General features: G+C 53.7%; 25 protein-coding genes. 16 read left to right on the top strand and 9 right to left on the bottom strand.

Annotation, left to right across the window (positions count from 1 at the left end):
- Window positions 1-2 precede the first annotated feature (2 nt).
- Both mfnA and E3E28_RS04485 read left to right on the top strand, forming a co-directional pair.
- A complete protein-coding gene (mfnA, locus tag E3E28_RS04490) occupies window positions 3-1,157 on the top strand; it encodes a tyrosine decarboxylase MfnA (RefSeq protein WP_167914200.1) in 1,155 nt (384 codons plus the stop codon).
- Window positions 1,158-1,181: 24 nt separating this feature from the next.
- Window positions 1,182-2,546 (top strand): ATP-binding protein, encoded by a 1,365-nt coding sequence (locus tag E3E28_RS04485; RefSeq protein ID WP_167914199.1) that lies wholly within the window; start codon window positions 1,182-1,184, stop codon window positions 2,544-2,546.
- On the opposite strand, the gene E3E28_RS04480 is transcribed toward E3E28_RS04485, so the two are convergent.
- The 8 genes from E3E28_RS04480 to E3E28_RS04445 form a co-directional block, all read right to left on the bottom strand.
- Window positions 2,536-3,396, bottom strand: a complete 861-nt coding sequence (locus E3E28_RS04480) for a cation diffusion facilitator family transporter (protein ID WP_167914198.1) — start codon at window positions 3,394-3,396, stop codon at window positions 2,536-2,538. The two genes, E3E28_RS04485 and E3E28_RS04480, sit on opposite strands and share 11 nt — an antisense overlap.
- Window positions 3,397-3,711: 315 nt before the next feature.
- Window positions 3,712-6,057 carry an exo-beta-D-glucosaminidase gene (glmA, locus tag E3E28_RS04475; RefSeq protein WP_167914197.1) on the bottom strand — a complete coding sequence of 782 codons (2,346 nt, stop codon included), beginning with the start codon at window positions 6,055-6,057 and terminating at the stop codon, window positions 3,712-3,714.
- Window positions 6,058-6,062: 5 nt separating this feature from the next.
- Entirely contained in the window at window positions 6,063-7,043 is a 981-nt protein-coding gene (gene glmD / locus E3E28_RS04470; RefSeq protein ID WP_167914196.1) for a glucosamine-6-phosphate deaminase, read from the bottom strand.
- Between the two features lies 1 nt (window position 7,044).
- Window positions 7,045-8,010 (bottom strand): ABC transporter ATP-binding protein, encoded by a 966-nt coding sequence (locus E3E28_RS04465; protein ID WP_167914195.1) that lies wholly within the window; start codon window positions 8,008-8,010, stop codon window positions 7,045-7,047.
- A complete protein-coding gene (locus E3E28_RS04460) occupies window positions 8,007-8,978 on the bottom strand; it encodes an ABC transporter ATP-binding protein (protein ID WP_167914194.1) in 972 nt (323 codons plus the stop codon). The genes E3E28_RS04465 and E3E28_RS04460 overlap by 4 nt, the downstream gene beginning before the upstream one ends.
- A 1-nt stretch (window position 8,979) precedes the next feature.
- On the bottom strand, window positions 8,980-9,912 hold the full coding sequence (locus tag E3E28_RS04455) for an ABC transporter permease (protein WP_167914193.1): 933 nt from the start codon (window positions 9,910-9,912) through the stop codon (window positions 8,980-8,982).
- Between the two features lie 2 nt (window positions 9,913-9,914).
- A complete protein-coding gene (locus E3E28_RS04450) occupies window positions 9,915-10,895 on the bottom strand; it encodes an ABC transporter permease (RefSeq protein ID WP_167914192.1) in 981 nt (326 codons plus the stop codon).
- A gap of 51 nt (window positions 10,896-10,946) precedes the next feature.
- Window positions 10,947-12,794 (bottom strand): ABC transporter substrate-binding protein, encoded by a 1,848-nt coding sequence (locus tag E3E28_RS04445; RefSeq protein ID WP_167914191.1) that lies wholly within the window; start codon window positions 12,792-12,794, stop codon window positions 10,947-10,949.
- 211 nt (window positions 12,795-13,005) lie between these two features.
- Here E3E28_RS04445 and bgaS point away from each other — a divergent pair, with 211 nt between their 5' ends.
- Genes bgaS through E3E28_RS04430 form a run of 3 tightly spaced genes read left to right on the top strand, consistent with a single transcriptional unit; the run spans window position 13,006 to window position 15,118 of the window.
- Complete coding sequence (bgaS, locus tag E3E28_RS04440; protein WP_167914190.1) at window positions 13,006-14,460, top strand: beta-galactosidase BgaS; 1,455 nt, start codon at window positions 13,006-13,008, stop codon at window positions 14,458-14,460.
- Complete coding sequence (locus E3E28_RS04435; protein ID WP_042691091.1) at window positions 14,457-14,666, top strand: hypothetical protein; 210 nt, start codon at window positions 14,457-14,459, stop codon at window positions 14,664-14,666. Before bgaS ends, E3E28_RS04435 begins: the two co-directional genes overlap by 4 nt.
- 2 nt (window positions 14,667-14,668) lie before the next feature.
- Window positions 14,669-15,118, top strand: a complete 450-nt coding sequence (locus E3E28_RS04430) for a type II toxin-antitoxin system VapC family toxin (RefSeq protein WP_167914189.1) — start codon at window positions 14,669-14,671, stop codon at window positions 15,116-15,118.
- On the opposite strand, the gene E3E28_RS04425 is transcribed toward E3E28_RS04430, so the two are convergent.
- Entirely contained in the window at window positions 15,111-15,914 is an 804-nt protein-coding gene (locus tag E3E28_RS04425; protein WP_167914188.1) for a PIG-L deacetylase family protein, read from the bottom strand. The two genes, E3E28_RS04430 and E3E28_RS04425, sit on opposite strands and share 8 nt — an antisense overlap.
- 111 nt (window positions 15,915-16,025) lie before the next feature.
- Here E3E28_RS04425 and E3E28_RS04420 point away from each other — a divergent pair, with 111 nt between their 5' ends.
- From E3E28_RS04420 to rfbC, 11 genes are read left to right on the top strand one after another with little or no spacing between them, the layout of a single operon-like run.
- On the top strand, window positions 16,026-16,250 hold the full coding sequence (locus E3E28_RS04420; RefSeq protein ID WP_167914187.1) for a CopG family transcriptional regulator: 225 nt from the start codon (window positions 16,026-16,028) through the stop codon (window positions 16,248-16,250).
- Window positions 16,251-16,287: 37 nt separating this feature from the next.
- Entirely contained in the window at window positions 16,288-17,427 is a 1,140-nt protein-coding gene (gene sat, locus E3E28_RS04415) for a sulfate adenylyltransferase (protein ID WP_167914186.1), read from the top strand.
- A 29-nt stretch (window positions 17,428-17,456) separates the two neighbouring features.
- Window positions 17,457-18,395 carry a DHH family phosphoesterase gene (locus E3E28_RS04410; protein WP_167914185.1) on the top strand — a complete coding sequence of 313 codons (939 nt, stop codon included), beginning with the start codon at window positions 17,457-17,459 and terminating at the stop codon, window positions 18,393-18,395.
- 1 nt (window position 18,396) lies between these two features.
- Window positions 18,397-19,827 (top strand): alkaline phosphatase family protein, encoded by a 1,431-nt coding sequence (locus E3E28_RS04405; protein ID WP_167914184.1) that lies wholly within the window; start codon window positions 18,397-18,399, stop codon window positions 19,825-19,827.
- A gap of 48 nt (window positions 19,828-19,875) precedes the next feature.
- Window positions 19,876-20,412, top strand: coding sequence for an adenylyl-sulfate kinase (gene cysC, locus E3E28_RS04400; RefSeq protein WP_167914183.1), 537 nt, complete (start codon window positions 19,876-19,878; stop codon window positions 20,410-20,412).
- A gap of 9 nt (window positions 20,413-20,421) precedes the next feature.
- Complete coding sequence (locus E3E28_RS04395) at window positions 20,422-21,162, top strand: sulfite exporter TauE/SafE family protein (RefSeq protein WP_167914182.1); 741 nt, start codon at window positions 20,422-20,424, stop codon at window positions 21,160-21,162.
- A gap of 4 nt (window positions 21,163-21,166) precedes the next feature.
- Window positions 21,167-22,522, top strand: coding sequence for a sulfatase (locus E3E28_RS04390; RefSeq protein WP_167914181.1), 1,356 nt, complete (start codon window positions 21,167-21,169; stop codon window positions 22,520-22,522).
- A gap of 4 nt (window positions 22,523-22,526) precedes the next feature.
- On the top strand, window positions 22,527-24,062 hold the full coding sequence (locus tag E3E28_RS04385) for a flippase (RefSeq protein ID WP_167914180.1): 1,536 nt from the start codon (window positions 22,527-22,529) through the stop codon (window positions 24,060-24,062).
- Window positions 24,063-24,084: 22 nt separating this feature from the next.
- Window positions 24,085-25,143 (top strand): glucose-1-phosphate thymidylyltransferase, encoded by a 1,059-nt coding sequence (locus E3E28_RS04380; protein ID WP_167914179.1) that lies wholly within the window; start codon window positions 24,085-24,087, stop codon window positions 25,141-25,143.
- Between the two features lie 9 nt (window positions 25,144-25,152).
- Entirely contained in the window at window positions 25,153-26,154 is a 1,002-nt protein-coding gene (gene rfbB, locus E3E28_RS04375; protein WP_167914178.1) for a dTDP-glucose 4,6-dehydratase, read from the top strand.
- A 2-nt stretch (window positions 26,155-26,156) separates the two neighbouring features.
- Entirely contained in the window at window positions 26,157-26,714 is a 558-nt protein-coding gene (gene rfbC, locus E3E28_RS04370; RefSeq protein WP_167915199.1) for a dTDP-4-dehydrorhamnose 3,5-epimerase, read from the top strand.
- Window positions 26,715-26,719 lie beyond the last annotated feature (5 nt).

Below are 26,719 nucleotides of genomic sequence, written 5' to 3'. Positions count from 1 at the left end.
GCATGTTTCCAGAGAGGGGAGCGGACGAGGATGAAGTGCTTGAGGAGCTACGGCGGAAGACTGCCGAAGACCTGACCTTCGACTCCGGAAAGATTCTCGGCTCGATGTGCACGTATCCACATCCCTTCGCTGTTAGAATCATCACGGAGTTCATAGACAGGAACCTTGGCGACCCCGGCCTGCACACGGGGAGCCGTAAAGTCGAGGAAGAGGCCGTCGAGATGCTCTCAAACCTCCTCGGTCTCAAAAGGGGCTACGGACACATAGTCTCGGGCGGAACCGAGGCGAACATCCTGGCTGTGAGGGCCTTCCGCAACCTGGCGGATGTGGAAAAGCCGGAACTGATTCTTCCGAAAAGCGCCCACTTCTCCTTCATCAAGGCCGGCGAGATGCTTGGAGTTAAGCTCGTCTGGGCGGAGCTGAATAAGGACTATTCGGTCAACGTGAGGGACGTTGAGGAGAAGATTACGGACAACACGATTGGAATCGTGGGAATAGCTGGAACGACGGGCCTCGGGGTGGTTGACGACATTCCGGCTTTGAGCGATTTGGCCCTCGACTACGGGCTTCCGCTCCACGTCGATGCAGCGTTTGGCGGTTTCGTCATTCCCTTTGCCAAGGCTTTAGGCTACGATATCCCGGACTTCGACTTCCGGCTTAAAGGCGTGAAGAGCGTAACCATAGACCCCCACAAGATGGGCATGGTACCGATTCCCGCCGGGGGAATAATCTTCCGCGAGAAGAAGTACATCGATGCGATAAGCGTTCTGGCCCCTTACTTAGCCGGAGGGAGGATATGGCAGGCGACGATAACGGGAACGAGGCCCGGGGCAAACGCTCTCGCCGTGTGGGCGATGATTAAGCACCTCGGCTTCGAGGGCTACAAGGAAATCGTGAGAAAGGCGATGGAGCTGAGCCGGTGGTTCGCCTCGGAGCTGAAGAAGATACCGGGCGTTTATCTCATCCGCGAGCCGGTTCTCAACATCGTCTCCTTCGGCACTGAGAACCTTGAAGCGGTGGAAGGGGAGCTGAAGAGGAGGGGCTGGGGAATCAGCGCGCACCGCGGTTACATTAGAATTGTTCTCATGCCCCATGTGAGGAGGGAGCATCTGGAGGAGTTTTTGAGGGATTTGGGGGAGATTGTGCGAAAGGCTTAAATTAATAACGCGATATTAAATATCATGATATTAAAATTCATCGACCGCGAGGATGAACTGAATGCATTGGATGAACTCTACCGGCAGGACAGAGCGCACTTCGTCCTCATCTATGGCAGGAGGAGAATAGGAAAAACAGAGCTCGTCAAACAGTTCATAAAGAATAAGAAAGCCTTCTACTTCCTCGCAAGGAAAGAACCGATGGAGCTCGAACTTGAGAGGCTCGTGAGAAACTTCAACAGGAAGTTTAACGTCTTCATTGAAGCAAAAACTCTTGAGGAGTTTTTTGAGAAGGTTACAACCTTCGGAAGGCTTGTTTTTGTTATAGACGAGTTCCCGTACTGGGTCGAGGAAGACAAGTCCATACCCTCAACCTTTCAGTACATCTGGGATGAGGTTCTCAAGGATTCGAGGATAATGCTGATTCTCCTTGGCTCGTCAATCTCAACGATGGAGAGCCTGATGAGCTACAAAAACCCGCTCTACGGAAGGAGAACCGCCCAGATTAAGCTCTCGACGCTGGGGTTCTTCCACCTGAGGGAGGCGTTTCCCCGCTACTCATGGGAGGAGATGGTCAAGGTCTACGGCACGATAGACGGAATCCCCGCATACCTGCACTACTTCGACGATTCTCTGAGCGTCGAGGAGAACGTGGAGCGCAACTTCTATAGGAGAGTCAGCGTTCTCTACGAGGACGCGGAGAGACTTCTGAAAGACGAGCTGAGGGAGCCAACCGTCTACCTCAACATTCTCAAGGCGATAAACGACGGGAAGACCAAGCTGACTGAAATCGCGAACGAGACCAAGGTTGCCGTTACGAACCTTCCGAAGTATCTGAAGACCCTTGAAACCCTCGATTTGGTTTACAAGGAGTTCCCGGTAACTGTGAGGGAAAGGAAGCGGTTCGGTGTCTACCGGGTCAAGGACTTCTACTACCGCTTCTGGCTCCGGTTTGTTTACCCCTACCGCGACGACATTGAGATTGGGGCGATAAGCTTCGAGGAGTTTAGGGAGGATTTCAATAGATATCTGGGAGAGGTCTTTGAGCGCGTTGGGAAGGAGTTTCTGATAAGACTGAATCAAAAGGGAGTTCTACCATTCAGGTTCACGAAAATCGGAAGGTGGTGGGATAAGGGAGAAGAGATTGACCTAGTAGCATTGAACAGCCTGAGCAGTGATGCAGGTTTCTTCGAAGTCAAATGGAAGGATATGAACGCGAGAGACGCTGAGAATGTTCTCAGACGGCTTGAGAAAAAATCAGCCAACCTTGGCCTAAGGGGAGAAAATCACTACGGCATCATCGCGAAGAGCATCGAGGGAAAAGAGAGACTCAAAGAAAAGGGATATTTGGCCTTTGATTTAAGAGATTTTGAAAAAGCTACTCAGTAACCCCCTTTATATCCACGTGAACGAAGACCCTCTCGACCTCGGGGATTTCCTCTATCCTCTTCTTCACCTCCTCGCTGACGTCGTGGGCTTCTTTCAGGGACAGGTTTGGAGGAACCTCGATGTGGAGCTCGACGTGGAGCCTGTTTCCGACGTAGTGGGCCCTCAAATCGTGGATTCCAAGGACGTTGGGGACGCTCAGAGCGCGCCTCTTGATTTCCTCGCAGATTTCGAAGGACGGGGCCCGTCCGGTCAGGTAACCGACGTTCTCGAGGATTATCTCGAAGGACACCTTCACGAGGAAGACCGCGACGACGAGGCCGGCCAAAGCGTCTCCGTACTGGAAGCCGAACTTCTGGAGGCCGAGGCCGATTAAAACCGCGACACTGCTCAAAACGTCGCTCCTGTGGTGGTAGGCGTCGGCGATAAGGATTTGACTGTTGAGCTTTCTGCCCACGTAAACCGAGTAGCGGAACATCAGCTCCTTCGCGAGGATTGACACTATCGTAACTCCCAGCATTATCGAGTTCACCGTTATGTGCTCCCCGTGGAGGAGCCTCTCGACCGAGTCCCTGCCGATTTCATAGGCAACAACGAGCAGGGCCTCACCGATTAGAAAGGCCACGAGTGGCTCAAAGCGGGAGTGGCCGAAGGGGTGGTCCTTATCGGGGGGTTTTGACGCCACCTTTATGCCGAAGTAGCCGGCGACGCTCGTAACGACGTCGCTGAGGGAGTGAACGCCGTCGGAGATGAGGGCTATACTTGAATAGAGAAAACCGACGATGAGCTTTATGACCGCGAGGAGGACGTTGCCGATTATGCTGACCCATATGGGCTTGTAAATCTCCTCCATGCTACCACCATTTTTGTGCATATGCACACAATATTTAAACCTTTCTAATTCCCTTCAGCTCCCTAAGGTTATTAGGTTTTCGAATTTGATTAGCTTAATTTAAAAAAGGGACGGTCAGTCCGTCACTCCCTCGTCACGGCTCGGACAAGGCTGAACTCATCATCCCGAAAAAAGTTGGAACGGGCGCTTAAAAGGGTTGCTCAGCGATCACCTTTCCTTCCTCACCCTTCGGTTCGCCCATCACTCATCATCGCGGAAAACAGTAGGGAAGGGACTTTAAAAAGGTTTCAAGCCAAAAAGTGAAGGAGGCAGTGACTAAAGGCCGAGCTCGAACTCTTTATCGTGCTCAACGACGACCCTCAGGATTCCGTTCTCAAAGCTCTCGTCCACGATTCTGCCCTCAATCGCCTTCACCTCCTCAACGCCCCTTAACGCGACCTCGCTGGAACCGCTCAGGTGGTTCCTGAAGCGGAGCGTTTTTCCATCCCCGCCGAGGAGTGTGGCCGTTGCGTAGACCACCTCAACGTCTCCGACCCTAACTCCAAAGGGCAGGAAGAGGGCACCGCGCTTCCCCATCTCAATGCCTTCGAGGAGCTGGGGAACCTCTATCCCCCTGTACCGCACTTTTCCGAAGACCCTGTGGCCTCTGGGGTTGAGCAGGACGAGGTAGTTACCGCGCGGAATCGCTATCATGTCCCTGTCCGTGACCTCGAAGTTCCTCTTCACATTCTGCATCTCAAGCAGTTTGTCAACGAACTTCCTGTGGAGGTCGTGGTAGCTGTTGTAGTACTGGAGCCTGAAGCCGAGCACAATTGCGCTTCCCTTCCCCTTCCTGACGAGCGTTCCGACCGGTTTGCCGTAGTGGAAGACGAAAGGCTCACCGCCTTTAACCTCTCTGACGGTGTTCCTGACGAGCATTCTGTCTATTCCCTCGCTCTCGACGCTCGTGAACTGAATCAGCCTTGGGTTGTCCCTCGCCTCGGCCCTCTCAACCTCGACGCCAAGGAACTCGGCGAGGGCGGAGTAGGGCTTCAGGTTCTCGTCGAGATATGGAAGCATCGGGAGAATTACGAGGTTTCCACCCCTCTCAACGAACTCAACTAACTTGTCCTGGACCTCCCTTGAGAGAAAGTCGAGGCTGTAAACCCAGAGCTGGCCATAGCCCAGCATCTCCTCCAGGGAAGCTTCCTCGAGGTCGAGGACGTCGAAGGGGACGTTGCTCATCGCTAAAAGCGTTAATAGGCCCCTCTCGCCGAGGAGGTACTCGTAAATATTTACGCTCTCGGTCAGGCCCTTCCTCAGGCCGAAGGTGGCTATAGCCTCGTAGGGTTCGTAGGTTCCGAAGGCCACCCTCGGCCTCAGCTCCGCCTCCGCAAAGTCCGGGTTGTTGAGCAGGAACTCGCCGAGCCACTTTATCGGCTCAACGTGGGGCCTCTCGCTCCCGTCGAGGCCTATCGGCGAGTAGACGTCCCAGGTCACGCCGTTGTGGGACTCGTATCCCCTCGGATTTTCACCGCCGACGTAGAGGTAGTAGTTGATGTTGTGGATTCCGAGAGAGGCTATCAGCGAGTAGAGGTGCTCGGCCTCGTCCGGCTCAATTGTATGAGCTAAAGAAACCTGAGTCTCTATGCTGAGCGGGGGAGTTCCGAGTCTCCCCTGGTAGAAGCGGTAGACCCCGGTCTTGTAGTAGATGTGGCCGAGTTTATCCTCCTTCAGGTCGAAGGAGCGGTAGAAGGAGTACCAGAACTCGGTCCAGAGGTGAACGTCGAGATTTCTCTCCTTAACGTAGCGGTAGAAGTGCCTCCATGCAGAGAGGAGCAGGTAGGGGTCGAGGATGCTTATCGGGACGTCGATGTAGCGCTTTAGATGCCAGTAGAGGATTTCCACGTAGCGGTTGATGGTCCAGATTTTGAAATGGTGCCAGTCGAGTATCTTCGGCAACGGCTCGTCCTCGCTCGCCGGCGGACGAACCTCGGAGTAGTCGCCTATCCCCGCCCCATAGCGCTTGCCCAGCTCGTCGAGGGAGTAGTTGGAGCGAAGCCACTCCTCCCACAGGCCGCCTGGACGGGTGATGACCTCGTTGTAGTCCGTGAGGAAGGGCTGGAAGATGGTCTCCCAGTAGGACGGCTCGTCGTCTATGGAGACGCTTATTATCGGCCCGCCGTTGGTGTAGAGGTAGTCCCTGATTATCGGGAGAACTTCATCATACCATTCCGAGACGGCCTCAAGGTAAGTGGGATGGAGATATGTAATCGGCGGGTAGTAGATGTCCCTCGGCAGGGGTCCGTTGGGGCCTTTCGCCAGTATTTCCGGGTGTTCCCTTATAAGCCATCCGGGTATTCCACCGTTCCTCCACTCACCGCAGATGTAGGGGCCGGGCCTTACGATGACCTTCAGGCCGACTTCCTCCGCCAGCTCGAGGAAGCCCACCAAGTCCCTCTGGGGGTGCGTCTCGCCGGTGAAGTCGAACTTCCCTTTCTCGGGCTCGTGCCAGTTCCAGGCGACGTAAGTGTCTACCGTGTTGAGGCCGTGCCTCTTCATCTTCTCAAGCCTGTCGCGCCAGCTCCCCCTTGGGACCCTGAAGAACTGGAGCGTTCCACCGTATACCTGAAAGCGCTCCCCGTCGAGGTAATAGACCTTACCGTCGTGACCGACCTTCATCGCAATCACCACGTGACGACCTTGCTGAGGAACCTCGGGTTGTCCGGATTCAAACCGCGCGAGACGGCCTTGTAGTAGGCGAGGAGCTGGATTACCGGGAGGTAGAGAACTGGAACGGCAAGTTCGTCCGGCTCGGGAACCCGGATGAAGTAGTCGGCCCCGGTGTCGCGCTTTCCGACGGTGAGAACCCTCGCCCCCTGGCCCTGGAACTCCCTCGTCAGCTTCTCGTGCCAGTCGAAGGGCTCGCTCACCAGCAGGACGACGAGCGTTCCCTCGTCAGCGATGGACTTGAAGCCGTGCCTGACCTCGAACGTTGGATAAGCCTCGCTCCAGAAGAGGGCCATCTCCTTCATCTTGAGCATTCCCTCGAGGGCTATCGGGTAGAGTATCCCAGAGCCGAGGAAGATGACGTTCCGGAAGTCGAAGCCCTCCACTATCTCCCTCACGTAGTTCTCGTTCTTGAGCACCTCGCCCGCAAGGAAGGAGACGAGCCCGGCATCGAGGGTTTCCCTTCCGTAGGAGTGGAGGAGCAACTGAAGGTAGGCGAAGTAGAAGGCCGGAAAAGAGTGTGTCATTACGACGCTCTCCTCGTGGGCCGGAACTATTAGAGTGTAGTCCGCTTCCCTTGAGAGTGTGCTCTCGTAGGCAGTGAGGGCGAACTTTGGTGTTTTGAGGGAGTTCAGGGCTTTGATTGCCTCCGTCGTTTCCCCGGAGCGCGAGATTGCCACCAGAAGCTCGGGGTTCCCTATGCTGTACCACTCGCGCGAATACAGAAGTTCGGAGCAGGGGAGGGCCACTCCCCTGCCCCCGAGGCGGGTGGTTGCCATGGCCAGCGACTTTGAAAGGAAGTGTGAACTGCCACAGCCAGTGTAAACTATCCCTCTCGGTAACCGGAAGTCGTGAGAGGTTATGAAATCCTCAAAGGCCTTCTGAGCCTTTATTATGCCCTCGGGGGTCTTTCTAATCTCCCTAATCGTCGAGTGCATCTCATTCACCTCCGTAAAGATGGCAGGCAACCCAGTGGTTCTTCTCAACCTCGTGGAGCTCGGGACGGGCTCTGAAGCAGAGTTCCTTGGCCTTCGGGCATCTCGGCGCATAGCGACAGCCCTGAAGAGAATAGACGGTTCCCTCTTCCTTTTCTGGCTCGATTCCCTTGAACTCCCACTTGACGTTCAAATCGGGAACGCTCTCAAGGAGCATCTGGGTGTATGGGTGGAGCGGGTTGTGGAAGACCTTCTCGGTGTCCCCCATCTCCACAATCGTCCCGCGGTACATGATGATGGTCGTGTCGCTGATGTAGTAGCCGAGCGCCAGGTCGTGGGTGACGAAGAGAACGGACGTTCCGTACCTGTCCCTGAAGTCGCCGAGTAGGTTTAGGACGTCAATCCTCGTCGAGGCGTCGAGCATCGACACCGCCTCGTCCGCTATGAGGAGCTTCGGCTTCAGCAGTAAGGCCCTCGCAATGAGAATCCTCTGGAGCTGACCGCCACTGAGCTGATGCGGGAACTTTCCGCGAATCTGGTCCGGATTGAGGCCAACCTGAATGAGGGCCCTGTCAATCATTTCGTCGCGCTCACCCTTGCTGACATCGGAGAGGTAGGAGTCGAATATCAGGTCGAAGGCCCTGTCCACGGGGTGGAGCGGGTTGAAGCTCGCGAATGGGTCCTGAAAAACCGCCTGAACCTGGCGGTAGTAGTTCTTCTTGAGCTCGTTCTTGCTCATCTGGAGGATGTCCTTACCCTCAAAGAGTATCCTTCCGGAGGTAGGCTGGATGAGGCGGAGGATGAGCTTTCCGGTGGTGGTCTTCCCGCTCCCGCTCTCGCCGACGAGGGAAACTATCTCGCCCTTCCGTATAGTGAAGCTGACATCATCAACGGCCCTAATCTCAAAGCCACCTATGAAACCAGAGGTGAAGATTTTGGTCAGATGCTCGACCCTCAAAAGTTCGCTCATTGGCTTTCACCCCCGAGGAGGTGGCAGGCCACATAGTGCTCCTCACCAACCTTCACGGGCTTCGGCTCCTCGTGCGGGCACTTGTCAAGGGCGTAGGGACAGCGCGTGTAGAAGCGACAACCCTTCGGCGGGTTGAGAAGGCTTATCGGATAACCGGGGATTCCCTTGAGCTTCTGCCTCTTGTACTGCACCCCCATTCTCGGCAGGGAGTTGAGGAGAAGCTGGGTGTAGGGATGGCTCGGCTCGTTGATGACTTCGTCGGTCGGGCCAATCTCCGCGACCTTGCCCGCGTACATTATCATTATCCTGTCGGCTATCTTGTCAAGTAGTGCCAAATCATGCGTGACGAAGATGATGGACTTGACAATTCCCTCTTTCATGAAGTGGTGGAGGAGCTCAATGACGACGCGCTGGGTCGTGACGTCGAGGGCAGAGGTGACCTCATCCGCGATGAGAAGGTCGGGGTTGAGAAGGGTCGAGACAACCATCGTCGCCCTCTGTCTCATTCCACCGCTCAGCTCGACGGGGTACATCTCGGCGACCTTGGGGGAGAGCTTGACCATCTCAAGCCTCTCGCGGAGGAGCTTCTCTATCTCGTTTTTATCGGTGTAGCCGTGTTCCATGGCCAAGTCCCACACGATGTCCTTGATTTTCTTCGTTGGATTAAGGGCGTTCATCGCGTACTGGGGGATTATCGAGAGCTCCGTATAGCGGATTTTTCTGGACTCCTTTGGGCTCATCGTCATGAGGTCTTTGCCCTTGAAGATGGCCTTACCTCCCATATGAACCATAGGGGGCTTCCTGAGGATTAGGGAGTGAACGAGCGTTGACTTTCCGCAACCGCTCTCGCCGGCTATTCCAAAGACTTCCCCTTCCCTAACCTCAAAGGAAACCCCATCAACGGCCTTAACGTGGCCGAGGGGCGTTGCGTAGTAGATTCTAAGGTCTTCAACGGTGAGCATTGCCATTTCACTCCCTCCTGAGGCGCGGGTTGAACACTTCCTCAAGGCCGATGTTCACGAAGAACAACGCCGTGATGATGAGGGTTATGATGAGTCCCGGCGGAATGAACCACCACCAGTAACCGAACTGGAGGGCGTTGTAGGCTATGGCCCTCTGGAGGATGTTTCCGAGCGAAACCATTGTGGTTGGTCCAAGGCCGATGAAGTCGAGGGTCGCGCTCGCGAGGATTGCACCGCTGAACTGCAGGATTCCGGCCATGAAGATGTAGGAAATCATGTTGGGCATTACCTCGGTGAAGATAATCCTGAAGTCGCTCAGCCCCGCGAGCTTGGCCAAGTGCACAAACTCCCTGTTCTTGAGCGATAAAGTCTGGCTCCTCACGGCCCTCGCGACCCAGGGCCAGCCGGTGAGTCCTATGATGACCGCCTGAATGCCAGGGGTTCTCGCCGAGAGGTAAGCGGCGACCAGGATGAGGAGCACTATCGAGGGGATGACGAGCATTATGTTGGTGAACATCATGAGAAGCTCGTCGACCCAGCCTCCCTTGTAGCCGGCTACGAGGCCTATCGTTATTCCCAGCGTAGTTCCGATGAGCGCCGCGAGGAAAGCTATCCAAAGGCTCGTTCTCAGACCGTAGACGAGCCTCGCGTAGAGGTCCTGACCGTTTATGTTCGTTCCAAGGATGTGGAGGACTTCAACCTGCTTACCGGAGTACGTGGTTATGACCTCGTGGCTCATTGGAGGCAGGTTTTTCTCGCCGTAGGAGGCTATCTTGATTCCACCGACGTTCTCGTAGTAGAGGCCGTCCCACGCGAAGGGTGTGAAGAGCGGGCCGATTAGGGCGAATATCACGAAAAATGTCAGAAGGCCAAAGCCAAACTGGAACTTCCTGTTTTTAAAGGCGATTCTAACCATCTCAAGCCTGCCACGTCTCGCCATCTTCAACCCTCCGTGTAGCTCGCCCTGACGCGCGGGTCTATGAATGCGTAGACTATGTCAATCAGGAAGTTTGCCGCGAGAACCGAGATTACGACGATGAGAAACGCCCCCTGGAGGAGGAAGTAGTCCTGGTTGAGTGCCGCGTTCATTATGAGCACGCCGATTCCAGGGTAGTTGAAGACTATCTCCGTCGCAATCGCTCCAGCCACCATCATTCCGAGCTGAAGGGCCAGACCGGTCACCTGGGGCAGTATGGCGTTCCTGTAGGCGTGCTTTGTCATGAGCTTCTCGCTCGCGCCGAGGGCCTCAAGGTAGCGGACGTAATCTGCCTCAAGCTCGTAGATTATCATGTTGCGCATTCCAATTGCCCAGCTACCAATCATAACGATGAACAGGCTCAGGAAGGGAAGAATCCAGTGGGAGAGGAAGCTCTTGATGAACGTCCAGGAGAGGCTCGGCACCAAATCCGGGGCGTAGGCACCAGAATAGGGGAGCCAGCCGAGCTTAACGCCGACAACGTAGACGAGAATCATCGCGAACCAGAAGTAGGGCATGCTCGCGAGGAAGTAGAAGAGGGGCATCGTGTACTTATCATACTTCTTGTTCTTACCCGCGAGTGCACCGAGCCAGTTGCCAACGAGCCAGCTGAGGACTATCGCGGGAAGGAGAATCGCTATGTCGTAGGGCAGGGCGTGTTTGATTATACTCGAAACGGGGGCGTTGTAGAGTATGCTGTAGCCCAAATCTCCGTGGAAGAGGCTGACCCAGAAGTTGACGAACTGCTTCCAGAGGGGCTGGTTTAAGCCGTAGAGCTCCTCGTAGAACTTAACAAGGGCGTCGTTGACGGCCCCGCTCTTGGACATCATGGCCTCAATCGGGTTCCCGGGCATAAGCCTCGGGAGCAACCAGTTGAGGGTCACGGCAAATATGAAAGTAATTCCATACACGAAGGTCTTGCGCGCGAGGTACTTCTTGAACCCCATTGCCTACCCTCCAAGCGTTCAATTGGGATTGAAAGGGAAAGGAAAAAGGTATCACCTTCTGCGCCTCAACAGCAACGGCAAAACGGCGAGTCCGACTATGAAGGCCGGACCGCAGATTCCGCCACCGCTTGAAGTGCTCGAAGTCGATGGAGTGTTCGTGGTTGGCTGGCTGGTGCTGGTGGAGGGCTGGCTTGATGTCGTCTGGGTAGCACTGGCCGGCTTAACCCCAAGCAACGCTAAGGCCGTTCCCCAGGTTCCGTACTTGGCCCAGAAAATCGGCACGCCGTAGGGGTTCTTCTCGTTGGGCCAGTTGGTCCAGTACTTGGTGTTGGCCTCGTAGAAGAGCGTTGCCATGTAAACCGGAACTGCCGGGACGTCCTTGAGCCATATCTCACTGAGCTGTTTTATGTACTGGGCTTCCTTGTTCGGGTCGGTGGTCTTGGCGAACTCGTCGAGAATCTGCTGGGCCTGCGGGTTGTAGTAGCCACCGAAGTTCGCGCTACCGTCCTTGCTCATGAGGGCGTTGTAGACCGCGTAGGCCGTTGGCTGGAAGGTTCCGGCCCAGTGGAGGCCAAGGTCGAAGTCACCCTTCTTGTACTTCTCCATCATCGCTCCCCAGTCGTACTTGTCTATGACGACCTTGATTCCAAGCGCTCTAAGCTGGTTCTGGATTATCTCGGCGGTTGAAATCCAGTCAGAACAGCCGGCACAGGTGACGAGGTGGAGCTCTATGACCTTGCCATTGTAGGTTCTCCAGCCGTCGGCGTTCTTCTTCATGCCGAGCTCGTCGAGTATCTTGTTGGCCTCTGCAATGTTGCCGTACTGCCAGCCGTACTCCTTGACGAGGTCGTCAAGTCCTATCTTACCGGCCCACTTCTGGAGGAGACCGGTTCCAAAGGGAATCTCGGCAGGCTTTCCGCTTATCGGACCGTTCTTGGTTATCTGCTCGGGGTTTATTGCCATCGCTATGGCGCGCCTGAACTGCGGGTTGTCCATCGGGGGCTTCTTGGTGTTGAAGTAGAGCAGAACAGGGGCCACCGGCGGGAAGTAGGGTGGCTCCTCAAGCCAGCTGACGAGGTTCGGGTTCTGCTTCTTGGCCTGGACGATGTCTATGTAGTAGGTTCCGACGTCAAGGTCGCCCTTGATGAACATGTTCGCGGCCTGGGAGTTGTCCTTAACGTAGAGCTGGATTATGTACTTCGGGGCGGGCTCGCCAAAGACCTTGTTGCCCCACCAGTTGTCGTTTCTGACAAGGATTGCCTTCTGTTGCTGAACGACCTCCTTGAGCTTGTAGGGGCCAGAACCAACGAGGTACTTCTGCTCGTCACCGAGGAAGGTCATTTTCGGTATCTGCTTGGGGTCGATGTTTTTGAATATGTGCTCCGGGATTATTAAGGCCCCCTGTCCCCATCCATAGAAGAGCTGGAGTTGCCAGAGCTGGTAGTTGGGGGTGCCGTTGAAGATGAAGTCAACGGTTCTGTCGTCAACGACCTTTATCTCCTTGAGGCCAAGCTTGGTCCAGTTTCTCAAACCAATCTCCTGGTAGTACTCGTAGGAGAACTTAACGTCTTCGGCCGTGAGGGGCTGGCCGTCCTGCCACTTGAGCCCGGGCCTGAGTTTAACCTCGAAAACGTTTGGTTTGACCCACTTCCAGCTCTCGGCGAGCCAGGGCTTAAGCTCACCGGTCATGAAGTTCAGCATTGCAAGGGGCTCAAAGATAAGACCGTCGAGACCGATGATGTTACCGCCCTGGAAGGGATTCGCGTTGGTTGGAGGGGCGCTGTTAGCGGTGTAAAGCGTCTCGTTCCTCGGGTACTCCGAAGTGGCGCTAACGGAAGCAAAACCAAAAACGCTTCCGAGCATCAGGGCCATAACGGCCAAGGCCAAGTACCGTTTCATATTTCGTCACCTCATTATAAAGGATGTCAATTTTATAACATTCGAGGATTCTATATAAGCTTTTTGGTGGACGTAGTTGTTCCCGGATGTATAAATTGTGCTCAAATTACAAGAACGGGCCGATGGTCGCCAAGGGCCACTCAAAAACTATAAAAACCATGAAAACCACAAATTAATACAAAGTTATAAAGCAGGGGAGCGGTGAACAGGCATGTCCAATTTCATCTGGGGAGTTGTGCAGTCCGCCTTTCAGTTCGAGATGGGGGACTCTCTCAGGCGAAACATTGACTCGAGGAGCGACTGGTGGCACTGGGTTCGCGACCCCTTCAACATCAAGAACGACCTCGTGAGCGGGGATTTGCCCGAGGAGGGCATAAACAACTACGAGCTCTACGAGATAGACCACCGCCTTGCGAAAGACCTCGGGCTGAACGCCTACCAGCTCACCATCGAGTGGAGCAGAATCTTTCCCTGCCCGACCTGGGGCGTCGAGGTGAAGGTTGAGAGGGACTCCTACGGACTGATAAAGCGCGTGAAGGTTCCGAAGGAGGCGCTTGAGGAACTCGATGGCCTGGCGAACAGGAGGGAGGTTTTCCACTACCTGGCCGTCCTTAAAAACCTGAAGAAGCTCGGCTTCACGACCTTCGTCACGCTGAACCATCAGACGTTGCCGGTATGGGTCCACGACCCGCTCTGGACGAGAAGCGACTTCGAGGGGAGCAGGGCGAGGGGCTGGGTTGACGAGGGGAACATAATCGAGTTCGTCAAGTTTTCAGCCTACTCCGCCTGGAAGTTCGGCGAGCTGGTTGATTTCTGGGCCACCTTCGACGAGCCGATGGTTACGGTCGAGCTCGGTTATCTGGCTCCCTACGTCGGCTGGCCCCCGGGAATCCTTAACCCGAAGGCGGCCAAAAAAGTTATCATCAACCAGATGGTGGCCCACGCGAGGGCCTACGACGCCATAAAGGAGCACACAAAGGCCCCGGTGGGAATAATCCTCAACATAATCCCCGCCTATCCGCTCAACCCCCACGACGCGAGGGACGTTAAAGCTGCCGAGAACTACGACTACTTCCACAACAGGCTCTTCTTAGAGGCCCTCAACAGGGGAAGGGTCGATTTGGAGCTCGACTGGAATCCTGTGAAGATTCCCCACCTCGAGAGGAACGACTGGGTCGGCAACAACTACTACACGAGGGAAGTTGTGAAGTGGACCGAGCCACGCTTCGAGGAGCTTCCGATGGTTACCTTCATCGGCGTCGAGGGCTACGGCTACTCCGGGAACCCGAACAGCGTTTCCCCTGACAACAACCCGACGAGCGACTTCGGCTGGGAGGTCTATCCGAAAGGTTTATACGACTCCACCGCCGAGGGGGCGGAATACGGAAGGCCGGTTTACATAACCGAGAACGGCGTGGCCGATTCCAAGGACGTACTCCGCCCGAGGTACATAATCGAGCACGTTGAGGAAGTGAAGAGACTGCTTGAAAACGGTATAGACGTCAGGGGCTACTTCCACTGGGCTCTAACGGACAACTACGAGTGGGCGATGGGCTTCAAGATTCGCTTCGGCCTTTACGAGGTCGATATGATAACCAAGGAGCGCATACCGAGGAGGAACAGCGTTGAAACCTACCGTAAGGTCGTGAGGGAGGGAGTGGAATGAAGACGATAGCCGTTGACGAGACCACCTGGAAGAAGATTAAGATGCTCAAGGACAAGCTGGAAGCGAGGTCCTACGACGAAGTCCTCCAGAAGCTCATAGAAACCTGGCACCTGGTCGAGCTCGACAAGAAGGTCGACAACGTTGTCGTTGACGAGGAAGAGGCCGAGACTCTGATTAGCATACTCGAAAAGAAGAAGGGGAGTTAGCCATGCCACTGCCACCGGACATAACCTTCGACAGCATAACGCTCCTCAAGATGCATACCGCCAGGAGGAAGAGACAGCTTGAGATAACCCTCGCCAAGTTCAACGTCTCCCTGTCAATCATCACCGTCTACCGCTACCTCTCGGCCAAGGCCTACCTCAAGAGGAACGTCGAGAGGGAACTCGAAATCCTCAAGGATATCTACAACATAGTCCCCCTCGACGACAGGATAATAGCAAAGGGGGCCCAGATTGAGGGCCAGCTCCTCCAGAGGGGCGTCATGCTCGACCTTGAGGACGTGCTGACGGCCTCGACGGCGATAGTGACGAACAGCCTCCTCGTAACGGACAACCCGAAGCGCTACGAGCCGATGAGGCAGTTCGGCCTCGACACGATGCCCCTTGAGAAGTTCCTCGGCGAGCTCGAAAGGATAGTGAAGAAGGAGCTCAAATGAGCTCTGCGAAGGGAGTTATGTGCAGGAACAGGCCGGGCATGAAGCGCAGACCTTCCGCGTACTTCGTTCCCGCTTTTTTCCCGTAATAAAGTGCTATCGTTCTCAAAAACGGTTCCCACTGCTCCCACACATCGTCGGTGAACTGGCTCTTATGAGCCCTAACTGCTTTCAGCTTCAACTCCATGACGTCCGTGATGTCGACGAAGTAGTTGGGCTTGGAGGTGTAGTAGAAGCCGAAGACCTCGACCTGATGTGGTTTTATGCCGAGCTGGACGTCGCTCGGAACTATGTTGGGCAACGGAGAGAAAGATACAGCCTCGAGGGCGAGCCTTCCAGCGACCACGTGGTCCGGATGGGCCTCGTAGGGCAACCAGGGGTCCGGAGCCAGAACGGCCTCTGGTTTCTCCCGCCTGAGAACCTTGATTATCTGGTTCCTCGCCTCGACGGTGTAGGGGAGCTCCGTGTCCTTGTAGTCAAGCCAGATTATCCTGTTCACGCCGAGCATCTTAGCGCTCTCTTCCTCCTCGCGCTTCCTGATTAACGCCAGCTCGTGGGCGCTGACGTTCTCGTCGGTCGTTCCCATCGAGCCGTCCGTGAGGCAGAGGTAGACCACTTCCTTACCAGCCTCAGTCAGCTTCCTTATCGTTCCTCCCAGGCCGATTACGCAGTCGTCGGGATGAGGCTCAATGCAGAGGATTTTATCCACCTCATCGAAGGGGTTGCTCAGGTCGAACTCGAGGACCTCGTCGAGAAGCCTCTTGAACGCCGTCTCAAAGTCGTTAACGTCCTCGAACATTCCACTCACCTCGAATTATAAAGACAGCTGAATTTATAATCAACAGCAGGAATATAAAAAGGTTTCAGTGTGCGGGACAAACCTTTAAAATTAACGCCCGTAGTGGTAACGGTGATGGAAATGGAGGAGTTCGTCGAGGTCAAGATTCCGAAGAGCCTCTACGACAGGATAAAGGAGCGCGTCGAGGAAGCTGGATTCGACAGCGTTGACGAGTACGTTACCTACGTCCTCAGGGAGGTCCTGGCAAGCCTCGAGGAGGAAGAGGAGGAAGTCTTCAGCGAGGAGGAGGAAGAGAAGGTCAAGGAGCGCCTTAGGGCCCTCGGCTACCTTGACTGATTCTCACCATTTTTCAACCCGCAGATGAGGTGGTAGAATGGTTTCAAAGCCCCACGGCGGAAAGCTCGTCAGGCGTATCGTCGCCGAGAGAACCCGCGAGAGGATTTTGAGCGAGCAGAGTGAATACCCCCGCGTTCAGATTGAACACGGTCGCGCTATAGACATCGAGAACATCGCCCACGGCGTTTACTCTCCGCTCAAAGGCTTCCTCACGAGCGACGACTTCGGGAGCGTCCTCGACAACATGCGCCTGAGCAACGATTTGCCCTGGACGATTCCGATTGTCCTCGACGTTGAAAAGCCAAACTTCGACGAGGGGGATGCAATCCTTCTCTACTACGAGGACCTCCCGGTAGCGAGGATGCACGTCGAGGAAATCTACACCTACGACAAGAAGGAGTTCTCCGTGAAGGTCTTCAAGACCGACGACCCGGCTCATCCCGGCGTGGCAAGGGTCATGAACATGGGCGATTACCTGGTCGGCGGTGAGATTGAGCTCCTCAACGAGCTACCAAATCCGTTTGCGAAGTACACCCTGAGGCCAGTTGAAACAAGGGTTCTCTTCAAGGAGCTCGGCTGGAAAACGATAGTGGCCTTCCAGACGAGGAACGTCCCGCACCTCGGCCACGAGTACGTGCAGAAAGCGGCGTTAACCTTCGTGGACGGCCTGTTCATCAACCCCGTCCTCGGGAGGAAGAAGAAAGGTGATTACAAGGACGAGGTCATAATAAAGGCCTACGAGGCCCTGTTCAAGCACTACTACCCGAAGGACAGCGCGACCCTCGCGACGGTTCGCTACGAGATGAGGTATGCAGGCCCAAGGGAAGCCATACACCACGCCATAATGAGGAAGAACATGGGCGCTACGCACTTCATCGTCGGTCGCGACCACGCGGGCGTTGGCGACTACTACGGCCCCTACGAGGCTTGGGACCTCTTTGATGAGTTCCCCGACCTCGGAATAACCCCGATGTTCATCAGGGAGGCCTTCTACTGCAGGAAGTGTGGCGGAATGGTCAACGCGAAGATATGCCCGCACGGCGAGGAATTCCACGTCCACATAAGCGGAACCAAGCTCAGGAAGATGATAATGGCCGGCGAGCAACCGCCGGAGTACATGATGCGCCCGGAAGTTTACGAGGTCGTCAGGAGCTTCGAGAACCCCTTTGTGGAATGACTTTCCATTATTTTTGCGGGGTGAGTTAGGTGAACCTAATCGTCCACCACTGGGACACGGACGGGATAACCTCGACGGCACTTCTCGTGAAGGCGCTTAACCTCGATGACTTTACCAACATGACCTCTGAGATAGGCGAGTTCCGCTTCGACGAGAGAATCTGGGGGGCAATCGAGAGGGCCGAGAGGCTCTACGTTCTGGACTTCAACGTTCCGGGCGAGGTCGAGAGGGTTAAAGTCCCCACGCTCTTCATCGACCACCACAGCCAGCCGAGAATCGAAAACCCGCTCGTGGAGCAGGTGAACCCGTCGCTCGAAGGGAGCTATTATCCTTCGTGCTCCCTCGTGGTTTCCGAGAGATTCAACCTCTTCAACGCGTGGACCGCCCTCGGGGCAATCGGCGACATCGGCGAGAGGGCGTTCGGGCTTGAGTGGGTCAAGAGGCTTTTGGAGGGGGAAGGACTCTCAAAGGAAGAATCACTCAGACTCGTTGAGCTCATGGATTCAAACTACATAGCCATGGACAGGGAGGGCGTTGAGGAAGCCGTGAAGGTTCTCCTGAGCAATCCGCTCAAAGAACTCCTCGACTACGAGCCGTGGGTTAGAAAGGCGGAGGCGATAAGGGAGTCAATCGAGGAAGCCATTTCCGGCGTTGAGGAGAGAAACGGCTTCGCCTTCGTCCGCTTTGAGAGCTCCTACAACATAATCTCCAAAGTCGCCAGAAAACTCGTGTGGGAGATGAACTATAGTGGAGCGGTTGTTATCAACCGGAACTTCCACGGAAAGGCCCAGCTCTACTTCCGCATCTCGCCCGAAACGGTCGAAAAGATTGACATGAAGGCCCTGATAGAGAGGGTTAAGAAAACAGGCGCGAACGCGGGAGGAAAGCGGGAAGTTCTCGGTTGCGTCTGCGAGAGGGGAAAGGTTGATGAGGTTTTGAAGCTGATAGAGGAGCAACTGGGGTGGTGAGATGTTCGAGGAGAAGGTTAAGGAGGGTATGGAAAGGACCAAGAAGCTCTTCGTCATCGGTCTCGACTCGGCTCCGCCTGAGCTACTCTTCGGGAAGTTCTACGACGAACTGCCGAACCTGAGGAAGCTCATAGAGCGCTCGATTCACGGGCCGATGAAGACGGGCATTCCGGCGATAACGATTCCTATGTGGATGGTCATGGTAACGGGCAAAACGCCGGGCGAACTCGGCCTCTACGGCTTCAGGCACAGAAAGGGCCACAGCTACACCGAGTACTGGATTGCCCACAGCAAGAAGGTGAAAGAGCCAACCCTCTGGGACCACCTCGGGGCGAGGGGAAAGAAGTCGATAATCGTCGGAGTCCCGCCAACTTACCCACCGAAGCCGATAAACGGCCACCTCGTCAGCTGTTTCATAACCCCCGATGCGAGCGTGGACTACACCTACCCGAAGGAGCTCAAGGGCGAGATTGAGCGCCTCGTCGGCGAGTACATCTTCGACGTCCCCTTCAGGAAGGAGGCCAAAGACGAAGTCAAGGAAGGCCTCTGGGAGATGACCGAAAAGAGGTTCGAGGTAATCCGCTACCTCCTTCAGGAGAAGGAGTGGGACTACTTCCACTTCGTCGAGATTGGCCTGGACAGGGTTCACCACGCCTTCTGGCGCTACTTCGACCCCAACCACCACCTCTACCCCGGAAAGGGCAACGAGTACGAGAACGTCATCCCCGACTACTGGAAGCTCCTCGATAAGGAAATCGGGAAGACGCTCGAGCTCATAGACCTCGACGAAACCGCTGTAATGATAGTTTCCGACCACGGCATAAAGGCGATGCACGGCAACTTCGCGGTCAACCAGTGGCTGGCTGAAGAGGGCCTCCTCAAGGTCAGAAACCCGAAGGTCCTCCACGACGGGAAAATCAAACGCTTCGAGCAAATTAAGGTTGACTGGAAGGAAACGGTAGCGTGGGGCTGGGGAGGCTACTACTCGCGCGTTTTCCTCAACGTGAAGGGCAGAGAACTTTTCGGCAAGGTTCCAAAGAGCAGGTTCGACGAGGTTAGAGAAGAAGTGGCCGAGCTTATACGCTCCATTAGAGGGCCTAACGGCGAGAAGTGGGACAACCGCGTCTACTTCCCCGAGGACATCTACCCGGTCGCGAGGGGCAACAATCCGGACATAATGGTCTACTTCGACAACCTCAACTGGCGCGCCGCCGGAACAGTTGGACACCCGAGTAACTACCTGCCCGAGAACGACACCGGACCTGACGACGCGAATCACTCGGAAATCGGCGTGTTCTCGCTCTACCTTCCGGGCTTCGACGAGGCAAAGCAGACCCAGCTGACAATCTACGACGTGGCCCCAACGGTGCTTACACTCTTCGGCCTGAGGGAGGAAGCCGAGAAGCTCAGGGGAGAGAGCATTCTCCCGTGAGTCCCTTAATTTTTTAAGTCTCAACGAGGCTTAACACTGGGGGTAAAAATGAAGAACCTCGAGAAGGGCTTTACAATCTGGCTCACCGGGCCGAGCGGTGCCGGGAAGACGACTTTAGCGGTGAAGCTCGCGAGGAAGCTCAGGGAGATGGGCTACCGCGTTGAGATACTCGACGGAGATACCATAAGGAAAACGCTCTATCCTGAGCTGGGGTTCTCGAAGGAAGCGAGGGAGATGCACAACAGGGTTGTAATCCACATGGCGAAGCTACTCAGCAGGAACGGGGTCATTGCAATTGTCTCGCTCATCTCGCCGTACAGAGCCGTCAGGGAGTACGCGAGGAAGGAGATTGGCAATTTTATCGAGGTCTACGTCTACGCTCCCCTTGAGGTCAGGATTCAGCGTGACCCGAAGGGTCTCTACGCCAAAGCCTTGAGGGGCGAGATAAAGGGCCTCACCGGCTACGACGGCGTCTACGAGGAGCCGGAAAATCCCGAGGTGAAGGTGGACAGCTCCAAGATGACGCCGGAGGAAGAGGTGGAAGTGGTAATAGAGAAGGCCAGGGAGCTGGGCTACCTTCCGTGAGGTGATTCCATGAACCCCGCCTTCGTCGGCCTCGGATTCGTTGTGGGGTTTCTCATAGGGCTGACCGGCGTGGGCGGGGGCTCGCTCATGACTCCCTCCCTGATTTTCCTTGGTGTCGAGCCTTTAACGGCAGTAGGAACCGATTTGCTCTACGCAACTGTTACGAGGGTCTTCGGCGTTCTCTTCCACGGAAAGAAGGGCCACGTGAGGAAGGACATAGCGCTCCGCCTTTTGGCTGGAAGCGTTCCAGCGGTTTTGATTGGCGGTTACGCCGTGAGGCACATCCCCAAGGACGTCCTGAACCGGTATTTAACCCTCATTCTCGGCATCATTCTGGTCGTTACGGCCGTTCTGAGCCTGCTCAAAGGGGAGATTAGGCTTTCCCTAAGGCCGAGGTGGGCCTACGTCTACCTGCTCGGCTTCATTGTTGGACTGACGGTTCAGTTCACCTCGGTTGGAGCGGGCGTTATAATCAGCTTCACGCTCATGAACGTTGCCCGGATTAACCCGCGCGAAGTTGTAGGAACGACGATACTCTACGGGCTGGTCCTTTCGGCGATGAGCTTCCTGAGCTACGCCGAGATGGGGAGCGTCGATTACGCCCTAGCCGGGACGCTCATAGCGGGAACCATTCCCGGCGTTTACCTCGGCACTCACGTGAACGCTAAAGTTGATAAGGAGAGGCTTAAGAGGGTCATTAACGTCATAATCCTTATAATAGGGCTTGTTATACTGACACATTCAGGGTGATATCATGCCCATAACCGAGATGGTCTCCAGGATTAAACCACTAAAGCGGATGCTATATCCTCTGTATCGGCTAAAGAAGGAACACCAACACCGACGTGAGTTCGAGCAGAGACTTAGAAAGATTCAAAACATCAACGTGGAGATAAATGACCCCCTTAACGTTATCCTAGTAACTGCAGACTGTCTTCGATTTAAAAACACAAGTCTAAAAGGATACAAAAGAGACACAACACCGTTTTTATCTTCATTAAGGAACTCCGGAAAAGCCATTGCAGGTGCCCCATGGACACATCCCTCAGTGGCATCGATAATGACTGGGATGTACCCTCACAATCACGGAGCATACATCCACTCAAAGGTGAGAAACTTCGACAACCCTCGTGCTATCAAAGGGATACGGAAGCGATTCATCACCCTGACTGAGATAGCCGGGTTGAACGACTATGAAGTTTACTTCGCGACATCGATAGCTGTGGCCACATTCCCAATGAAAGGACGGGCGCCGGTTCGGCTGTATCCCGGAGAGACCATAGGGGAGGTCATTGTATCCGATTTTTTCAAATGGCTCGATAAAATAGGAAACAAGAACTTTTTTGCATACATTCATCTTGGGGATACTCATCAACCATTAAACCCTCCCAGAAGGTTCAGGAACTACTTTGGAAAGGTTGAAAACCTGAAAAATATTGAAATCTGGGCATTCCAAAAACCGCATGAACAGCGTGGAAAAGCATTTGAGAGGTTCAAAGAAAATAAAATTCTACTGTATGACAACACAATTAGATACGTCGACTATCTCTTCGAGAAAATCTACAGGGAGCTTGAGAGAAGGGGTCTCCTCGACAATACAATAATAGTGTTTACTGCAGACCATGGCGAAGAGTTCTGGGAGCATGCGGAACTTGAAGCCAAGAACTTCTACGACCCCAGGGGCGTGTATGGTGTCGGTCACGGCCATAATGTGTTCAATGAAATCATTGAGGTACCCCTAGCAGTGGATGGGGCAGTAAAGGGTAGCTTAAAGCTAAACAACAGGCCCCTAATCGACTTGTTCCCAACAATACTTAAATTATGGAAGACAGAGGTACCATACAAACTCGATGGACATCCTCTTGATGAAAAACCCAGACAATTTATAATAAGCGAAGCCACAGGATATGGATATGAGAAAAAGGCCTTCATAGTAAAAGGATTAAAATTTCTTTATGCTCCAGATGACAGTGTCGAGTGGGTGTTTATCACGAATAAAGACCCCCAGGAAAGCAATCCTTTAAAAGACACAGATATCACTGAGAGCATGCGCAAAAAACTTCTCTCAATACTCGCGAGGGATGAGGTTAGAAACAAACTGGGGCGCTGAGGATATGCCAGACGAGGTAGCAGGGGAACTGGGGAGGGCCGCAAGGGGGGGAGCAATAGCCCTCATCGGGCTCATAGCCTCGGCGATATTTGGTTTTCTGACCAGGGCTATAGTGGGGAGGGTTTACGGGCCCGAACAGTACGGAGTCTATAACCTTGCCTTCACGGTGTTCACCATAACTCTGATTGTCGTCATGATGGGCTTTCCGATGGGAATGCAGAGGCAGGTTTCATATTTCTTGTCAAAAAAACCAGAGAAAGTCAAGGAATTAATCGGAACAGCCTTAACGCTGATTCTCATAACATCAACACTTGGAATGGTTGTGCTTGAGGTTCTTAGGGGGGCATTACCCAAGTACATTGGGGGAGATGGATTATTAAAGGAACTGCTTGAAATCCTCGCCATTTCGCTTCCAATCTCGGCAACACTAAGCGTGCTGATTTCAATAAGTCAGGGGTTCAAGAGGGTCAGGGAGTACACTATTTATGGAAAAATCATCGCACCCCTCCTGTACACGTTACTTATTGCACTAACCGGAGTCATTCTCAACATGCCCATTCACTATATCGTTGGTGCCTACGTTATATCTCAGGGCATAACATTAACACTTGTGATACGCGACCTAAAAGTTGCAGGAATACTCCCTGGAAAGCCATATTTCTCAGGGAGAATGGCAAGGGCAATCGTGCTGTTTTCGATTCCATTAATGATGTCGGGGATAATAAACCTTGTAATGACCTGGACGGACACCTTGATGTTGGGGCATTATCTCAGTAGTGATATAGTTGGAATATACAACGCCGCCGCCCCCCTGGCCAGGTTCATCCCGGTGTTTCTCTCGGCAATGACTGTAATATACAATCCCATCGTTACCCGGTTCTATACTGAAGGCAGGGTACAAGAAATCAGTGAATTTTATAGTGCCATAACAAAATGGATATTGCTCCTAACTTTCCCCCTCTTCCTTCTCTTATTCACATATCCAAAGGCCGTAATAACAGCACTGTTTGGAGTTAAGTACGTTGAGGCCTGGAAACCGTTGATGGTGCTATCTGCAGGGTTCTTAGTGCATTCCATAGTTGGCCCGAATGGGTTAACGTTAATATCCATCGGAAAACCCTCAAAGGAGATGACAGGGAATCTACTTGGAGCTATAATTAACGTTGTTTTAAACACGACATTAATTCCTTTGTATGGCATGATGGGTGCCTCCATAGCAACTGCCTCTGCATACGTTGTTGCGAACGTTTACAAACTGAGTGTGCTGAGAAGGTATGGAATCTCCCCATTTAGCGCCAGTTACACAAAAACACTCATTCTGGGCACGGTCATAACTGCAGTGGCTTTAACAACATCAACTAGCAACATATTCATAGCCTTGGGCTTGACAGGAGTATTTACAATTGGATTCTATGCTCTATGTCTTATTACCGGGACTTTCGAGCAGAGGGATATAGAGATAATTAGAATAGCGTCCGAGAGATTTAATCTTAACCTCGAAAGAGTAATAACTTTAATGGAGAAGTTAGAGAGGAAGTAATGACACGATAGGAGGGATAAATATGAAGGCGCTAATCCTATCCGGAGGCCATGGAACCCGACTTAGACCCTTAACCTACTCCCAGCAAAAGCAACTAATCCCAGTTGCAAACAAACCCGTCTTATTCTACGCAATAGAGGATGTTATCGAGGCGGGCATACACGAAATTGGAATAATAGTCGGTCCAAATGCCGAGCAGGTAAAAGAGACCGTCATGAGCAGGGATTGGGACGCGGAGATAGAGTTCATCTATCAGGGTGACCCGAAGGGTCTGGCCCACGCAATCCTCGTTGCAAGGGACTTTCTGGGCGACGATGACTTTGTCATGTATCTTGGCGACAACATCTTGAGGGAGGGCATAGTCAGACATAGGGAACACTTCGAGAAGGGAAACTACGACGCGAGCATACTCCTAACTGAGGTCCCAGACCCAAGGCAGTTTGGCGTCGCCGAGCTGAGTGAGGATGGAAAAACTATTAAGAGGCTCGTTGAGAAGCCAAAGAACCCGCCGAGCAACCTCGCACTGGTCGGGATATACTTCTTCAAGCCCGTAATCCACGAGGCGGTGAGGAACATAAAGCCCTCATGGAGAAACGAGCTTGAGATTACCGACGCCATCCAGTGGCTCATCGACCACGGCTACAGGGTAGGATGGACCAAGGTCACGGGTTGGTGGAAGGACACGGGGAAGCCAGAGGATTTGCTTGACGCCAACCGGCTCATACTCGACGACTTGAAACCAGACGTGAGAGTCCAAACCAAGGCAAGGATTCATGGAAGGGTCGTCATCGGGGAGGGAAGCGAGATAGACGAGAACACGGTCATAAAGGGTCCCGTAATAATCGGTAGAAACGTCAGAATCAGGAACTCATACATAGGGCCGTACACCAGCATCGGTGACAACGTCATCATCGAGAACACAGAGATAGAAGACTCAATAGTCCTCCCGGACAGTGAAATCCGGAACGCAGGCAGAATCGTCGAAAGCGTCATCGGCAGGGGTGTTAAGATTCTAAAGGGCAACACACACCCCCTTGGAAAGAAACTCGTCGTTGGTGACAATTCAAGGATAATACTGTGAGGTGGAAGGATGAAACTCCTTGTAACCGGCGGAATGGGCTTCATAGGAAGCAACTTCATCCGCTACGTCCTTAAAGAGCATTCTGACTGGGAGATAATCAACCTTGACAAACTCGGCTATGGTTCGAACCCAGCCAACCTAAGAGACCTTGAAGACGACCCTCGCTACACCTTTGTGAAGGGTGATATAGCGGACTTCGAACTCATGAAAGGGCTCGTAAAGCAGGTTGACGCTGTCGTAAACTTTGCCGCTGAAAGCCACGTGGACAGGAGCATCTCAAGTCCCGACCACTTCCTCAGAAGCAATGTGATTGGGGTTTATACAATCCTTGAGGCAATACGAAAGGAGAACCCAGAGGTGAGACTCGTCCATATAAGCACAGATGAGGTCTACGGAGACATACTGAAGGGTTCATTTAGAGAAGAGGACGCGCTGAAGCCCTCATCCCCATACTCAGCGACGAAGGCGGCGGCCGATTCCTTAGTCCTTGGGTGGGCGAGAACTTACAATCTGAACGCATCAATAACCCGCTGTACCAACAACTACGGCCCATACCAGTTTCCAGAGAAGCTCATACCAAAGACGATAATAAGGGCGAGCATGGGGCTCAAAGTTCCAATCTATGGAACTGGCCAGAATGTGAGGGACTGGATTTACGTGGAGGACCATGTGAGAGCCGTCGAGAGAGTTCTACTGAAGGGCGAACCAAGGGAAATCTACAACGTTTCTGCCGGAGAGGAGAAAACGAACCTTGAAGTCGTCAAGACAATTCTCAGGCTTCTCGGCAAGGATGAATCACTCATAGAGTTCGTTGAAGACAGGCCCGGACACGATTTGAGGTACTCCCTTGATTCATGGAAAATAACGAGGGACTTAAAGTGGCGTCCAAAAGTGAGCTTCGAGGAGGGCATACATCTGACGGTTGAGTGGTACTTGAAAAACGAGGAATGGTGGAGACCGCTGGTCAATGAGAGGGTCCTCCACCCGACGCCCTGGAAGCTGGGGTGGTGAGGATGCCCTTCGAGTTCGAGAGGCTTGAAATCCAAGACGTTATACTAATCAAACCGAAAGTCTTTGGTGATGAAAGGGGCTTTTTCATGGAGACATACAAAAAGCCGGACTTTGAGCGGGCAGGTATTCATGAAGAGTTCGTTCAAGATAACCAGTCCCACTCTCGTTACGGCGTGTTAAGAGGTCTCCACTTCCAGCGCGAACCCTACGCTCAAGCGAAAATAGTGCGGGTCGTTAGGGGAGTAATCTACGATGTGGTCGTTGACTTACGAAAGAACTCACCAACGTTTGGAAAGTGGGTGGGAGTTATCTTATCAGAGTTCAACAAATGGCAACTCTATATTCCCCGGGGCTTCGCCCACGGTTTTGTCGTGCTAAGCGATGTTGCAGATGTTGTTTACAAGGTGGACAACGTTTACGCTCCCGACCACGAGGGAGGTATTATCTGGAACGACCCCGAACTTGGCATAGACTGGCCAGTAGATGAACCAATAGTCTCAGAGAAGGACAAAAAATGGCCGACGCTGAAAGAGGCCATCAAGAAGGGCTGGGTGTTCTGAGGTGA

The organism is Thermococcus sp. 21S9 (assembly GCF_012027635.1).
GTDB lineage: Archaea > Methanobacteriota_B > Thermococci > Thermococcales > Thermococcaceae > Thermococcus.
Note: the sequence above shows the minus strand (reverse complement) of the source record. Positions and strands in the feature narration are given on the sequence as shown.

What these genes read in the sequence shown, in the direction of transcription:
- mfnA (WP_167914200.1), top strand. Translation starts at nt 3, where the DNA reads ATGTTTCCAGAGAGGGGAGCGGACGAGGATGAAGTGCTTGAGGAGCTA.
- E3E28_RS04485 (WP_167914199.1), top strand. Translation starts at nt 1,182, where the DNA reads ATGATATTAAAATTCATCGACCGCGAGGATGAACTGAATGCATTGGAT.
- E3E28_RS04480 (WP_167914198.1), bottom strand. Translation starts at nt 3,396, where the DNA reads ATGGAGGAGATTTACAAGCCCATATGGGTCAGCATAATCGGCAACGTC.
- glmA (WP_167914197.1), bottom strand. Translation starts at nt 6,057, where the DNA reads ATGAAGGTCGGTCACGACGGTAAGGTCTATTACCTCGACGGGGAGCGC.
- glmD (WP_167914196.1), bottom strand. Translation starts at nt 7,043, where the DNA reads ATGCACTCGACGATTAGGGAGATTAGAAAGACCCCCGAGGGCATAATA.
- E3E28_RS04465 (WP_167914195.1), bottom strand. Translation starts at nt 8,010, where the DNA reads ATGAGCGAACTTTTGAGGGTCGAGCATCTGACCAAAATCTTCACCTCT.
- E3E28_RS04460 (WP_167914194.1), bottom strand. Translation starts at nt 8,978, where the DNA reads ATGGCAATGCTCACCGTTGAAGACCTTAGAATCTACTACGCAACGCCC.
- E3E28_RS04455 (WP_167914193.1), bottom strand. Translation starts at nt 9,912, where the DNA reads ATGGCGAGACGTGGCAGGCTTGAGATGGTTAGAATCGCCTTTAAAAAC.
- E3E28_RS04450 (WP_167914192.1), bottom strand. Translation starts at nt 10,895, where the DNA reads ATGGGGTTCAAGAAGTACCTCGCGCGCAAGACCTTCGTGTATGGAATT.
- E3E28_RS04445 (WP_167914191.1), bottom strand. Translation starts at nt 12,794, where the DNA reads ATGAAACGGTACTTGGCCTTGGCCGTTATGGCCCTGATGCTCGGAAGC.
- bgaS (WP_167914190.1), top strand. Translation starts at nt 13,006, where the DNA reads ATGTCCAATTTCATCTGGGGAGTTGTGCAGTCCGCCTTTCAGTTCGAG.
- E3E28_RS04435 (WP_042691091.1), top strand. Translation starts at nt 14,457, where the DNA reads ATGAAGACGATAGCCGTTGACGAGACCACCTGGAAGAAGATTAAGATG.
- E3E28_RS04430 (WP_167914189.1), top strand. Translation starts at nt 14,669, where the DNA reads ATGCCACTGCCACCGGACATAACCTTCGACAGCATAACGCTCCTCAAG.
- E3E28_RS04425 (WP_167914188.1), bottom strand. Translation starts at nt 15,914, where the DNA reads ATGTTCGAGGACGTTAACGACTTTGAGACGGCGTTCAAGAGGCTTCTC.
- sat (WP_167914186.1), top strand. Translation starts at nt 16,288, where the DNA reads ATGGTTTCAAAGCCCCACGGCGGAAAGCTCGTCAGGCGTATCGTCGCC.
- E3E28_RS04405 (WP_167914184.1), top strand. Translation starts at nt 18,397, where the DNA reads ATGTTCGAGGAGAAGGTTAAGGAGGGTATGGAAAGGACCAAGAAGCTC.
- cysC (WP_167914183.1), top strand. Translation starts at nt 19,876, where the DNA reads ATGAAGAACCTCGAGAAGGGCTTTACAATCTGGCTCACCGGGCCGAGC.
- E3E28_RS04395 (WP_167914182.1), top strand. Translation starts at nt 20,422, where the DNA reads ATGAACCCCGCCTTCGTCGGCCTCGGATTCGTTGTGGGGTTTCTCATA.
- E3E28_RS04390 (WP_167914181.1), top strand. Translation starts at nt 21,167, where the DNA reads ATGCCCATAACCGAGATGGTCTCCAGGATTAAACCACTAAAGCGGATG.
- E3E28_RS04385 (WP_167914180.1), top strand. Translation starts at nt 22,527, where the DNA reads ATGCCAGACGAGGTAGCAGGGGAACTGGGGAGGGCCGCAAGGGGGGGA.
- E3E28_RS04380 (WP_167914179.1), top strand. Translation starts at nt 24,085, where the DNA reads ATGAAGGCGCTAATCCTATCCGGAGGCCATGGAACCCGACTTAGACCC.
- rfbB (WP_167914178.1), top strand. Translation starts at nt 25,153, where the DNA reads ATGAAACTCCTTGTAACCGGCGGAATGGGCTTCATAGGAAGCAACTTC.
- rfbC (WP_167915199.1), top strand. Translation starts at nt 26,157, where the DNA reads ATGCCCTTCGAGTTCGAGAGGCTTGAAATCCAAGACGTTATACTAATC.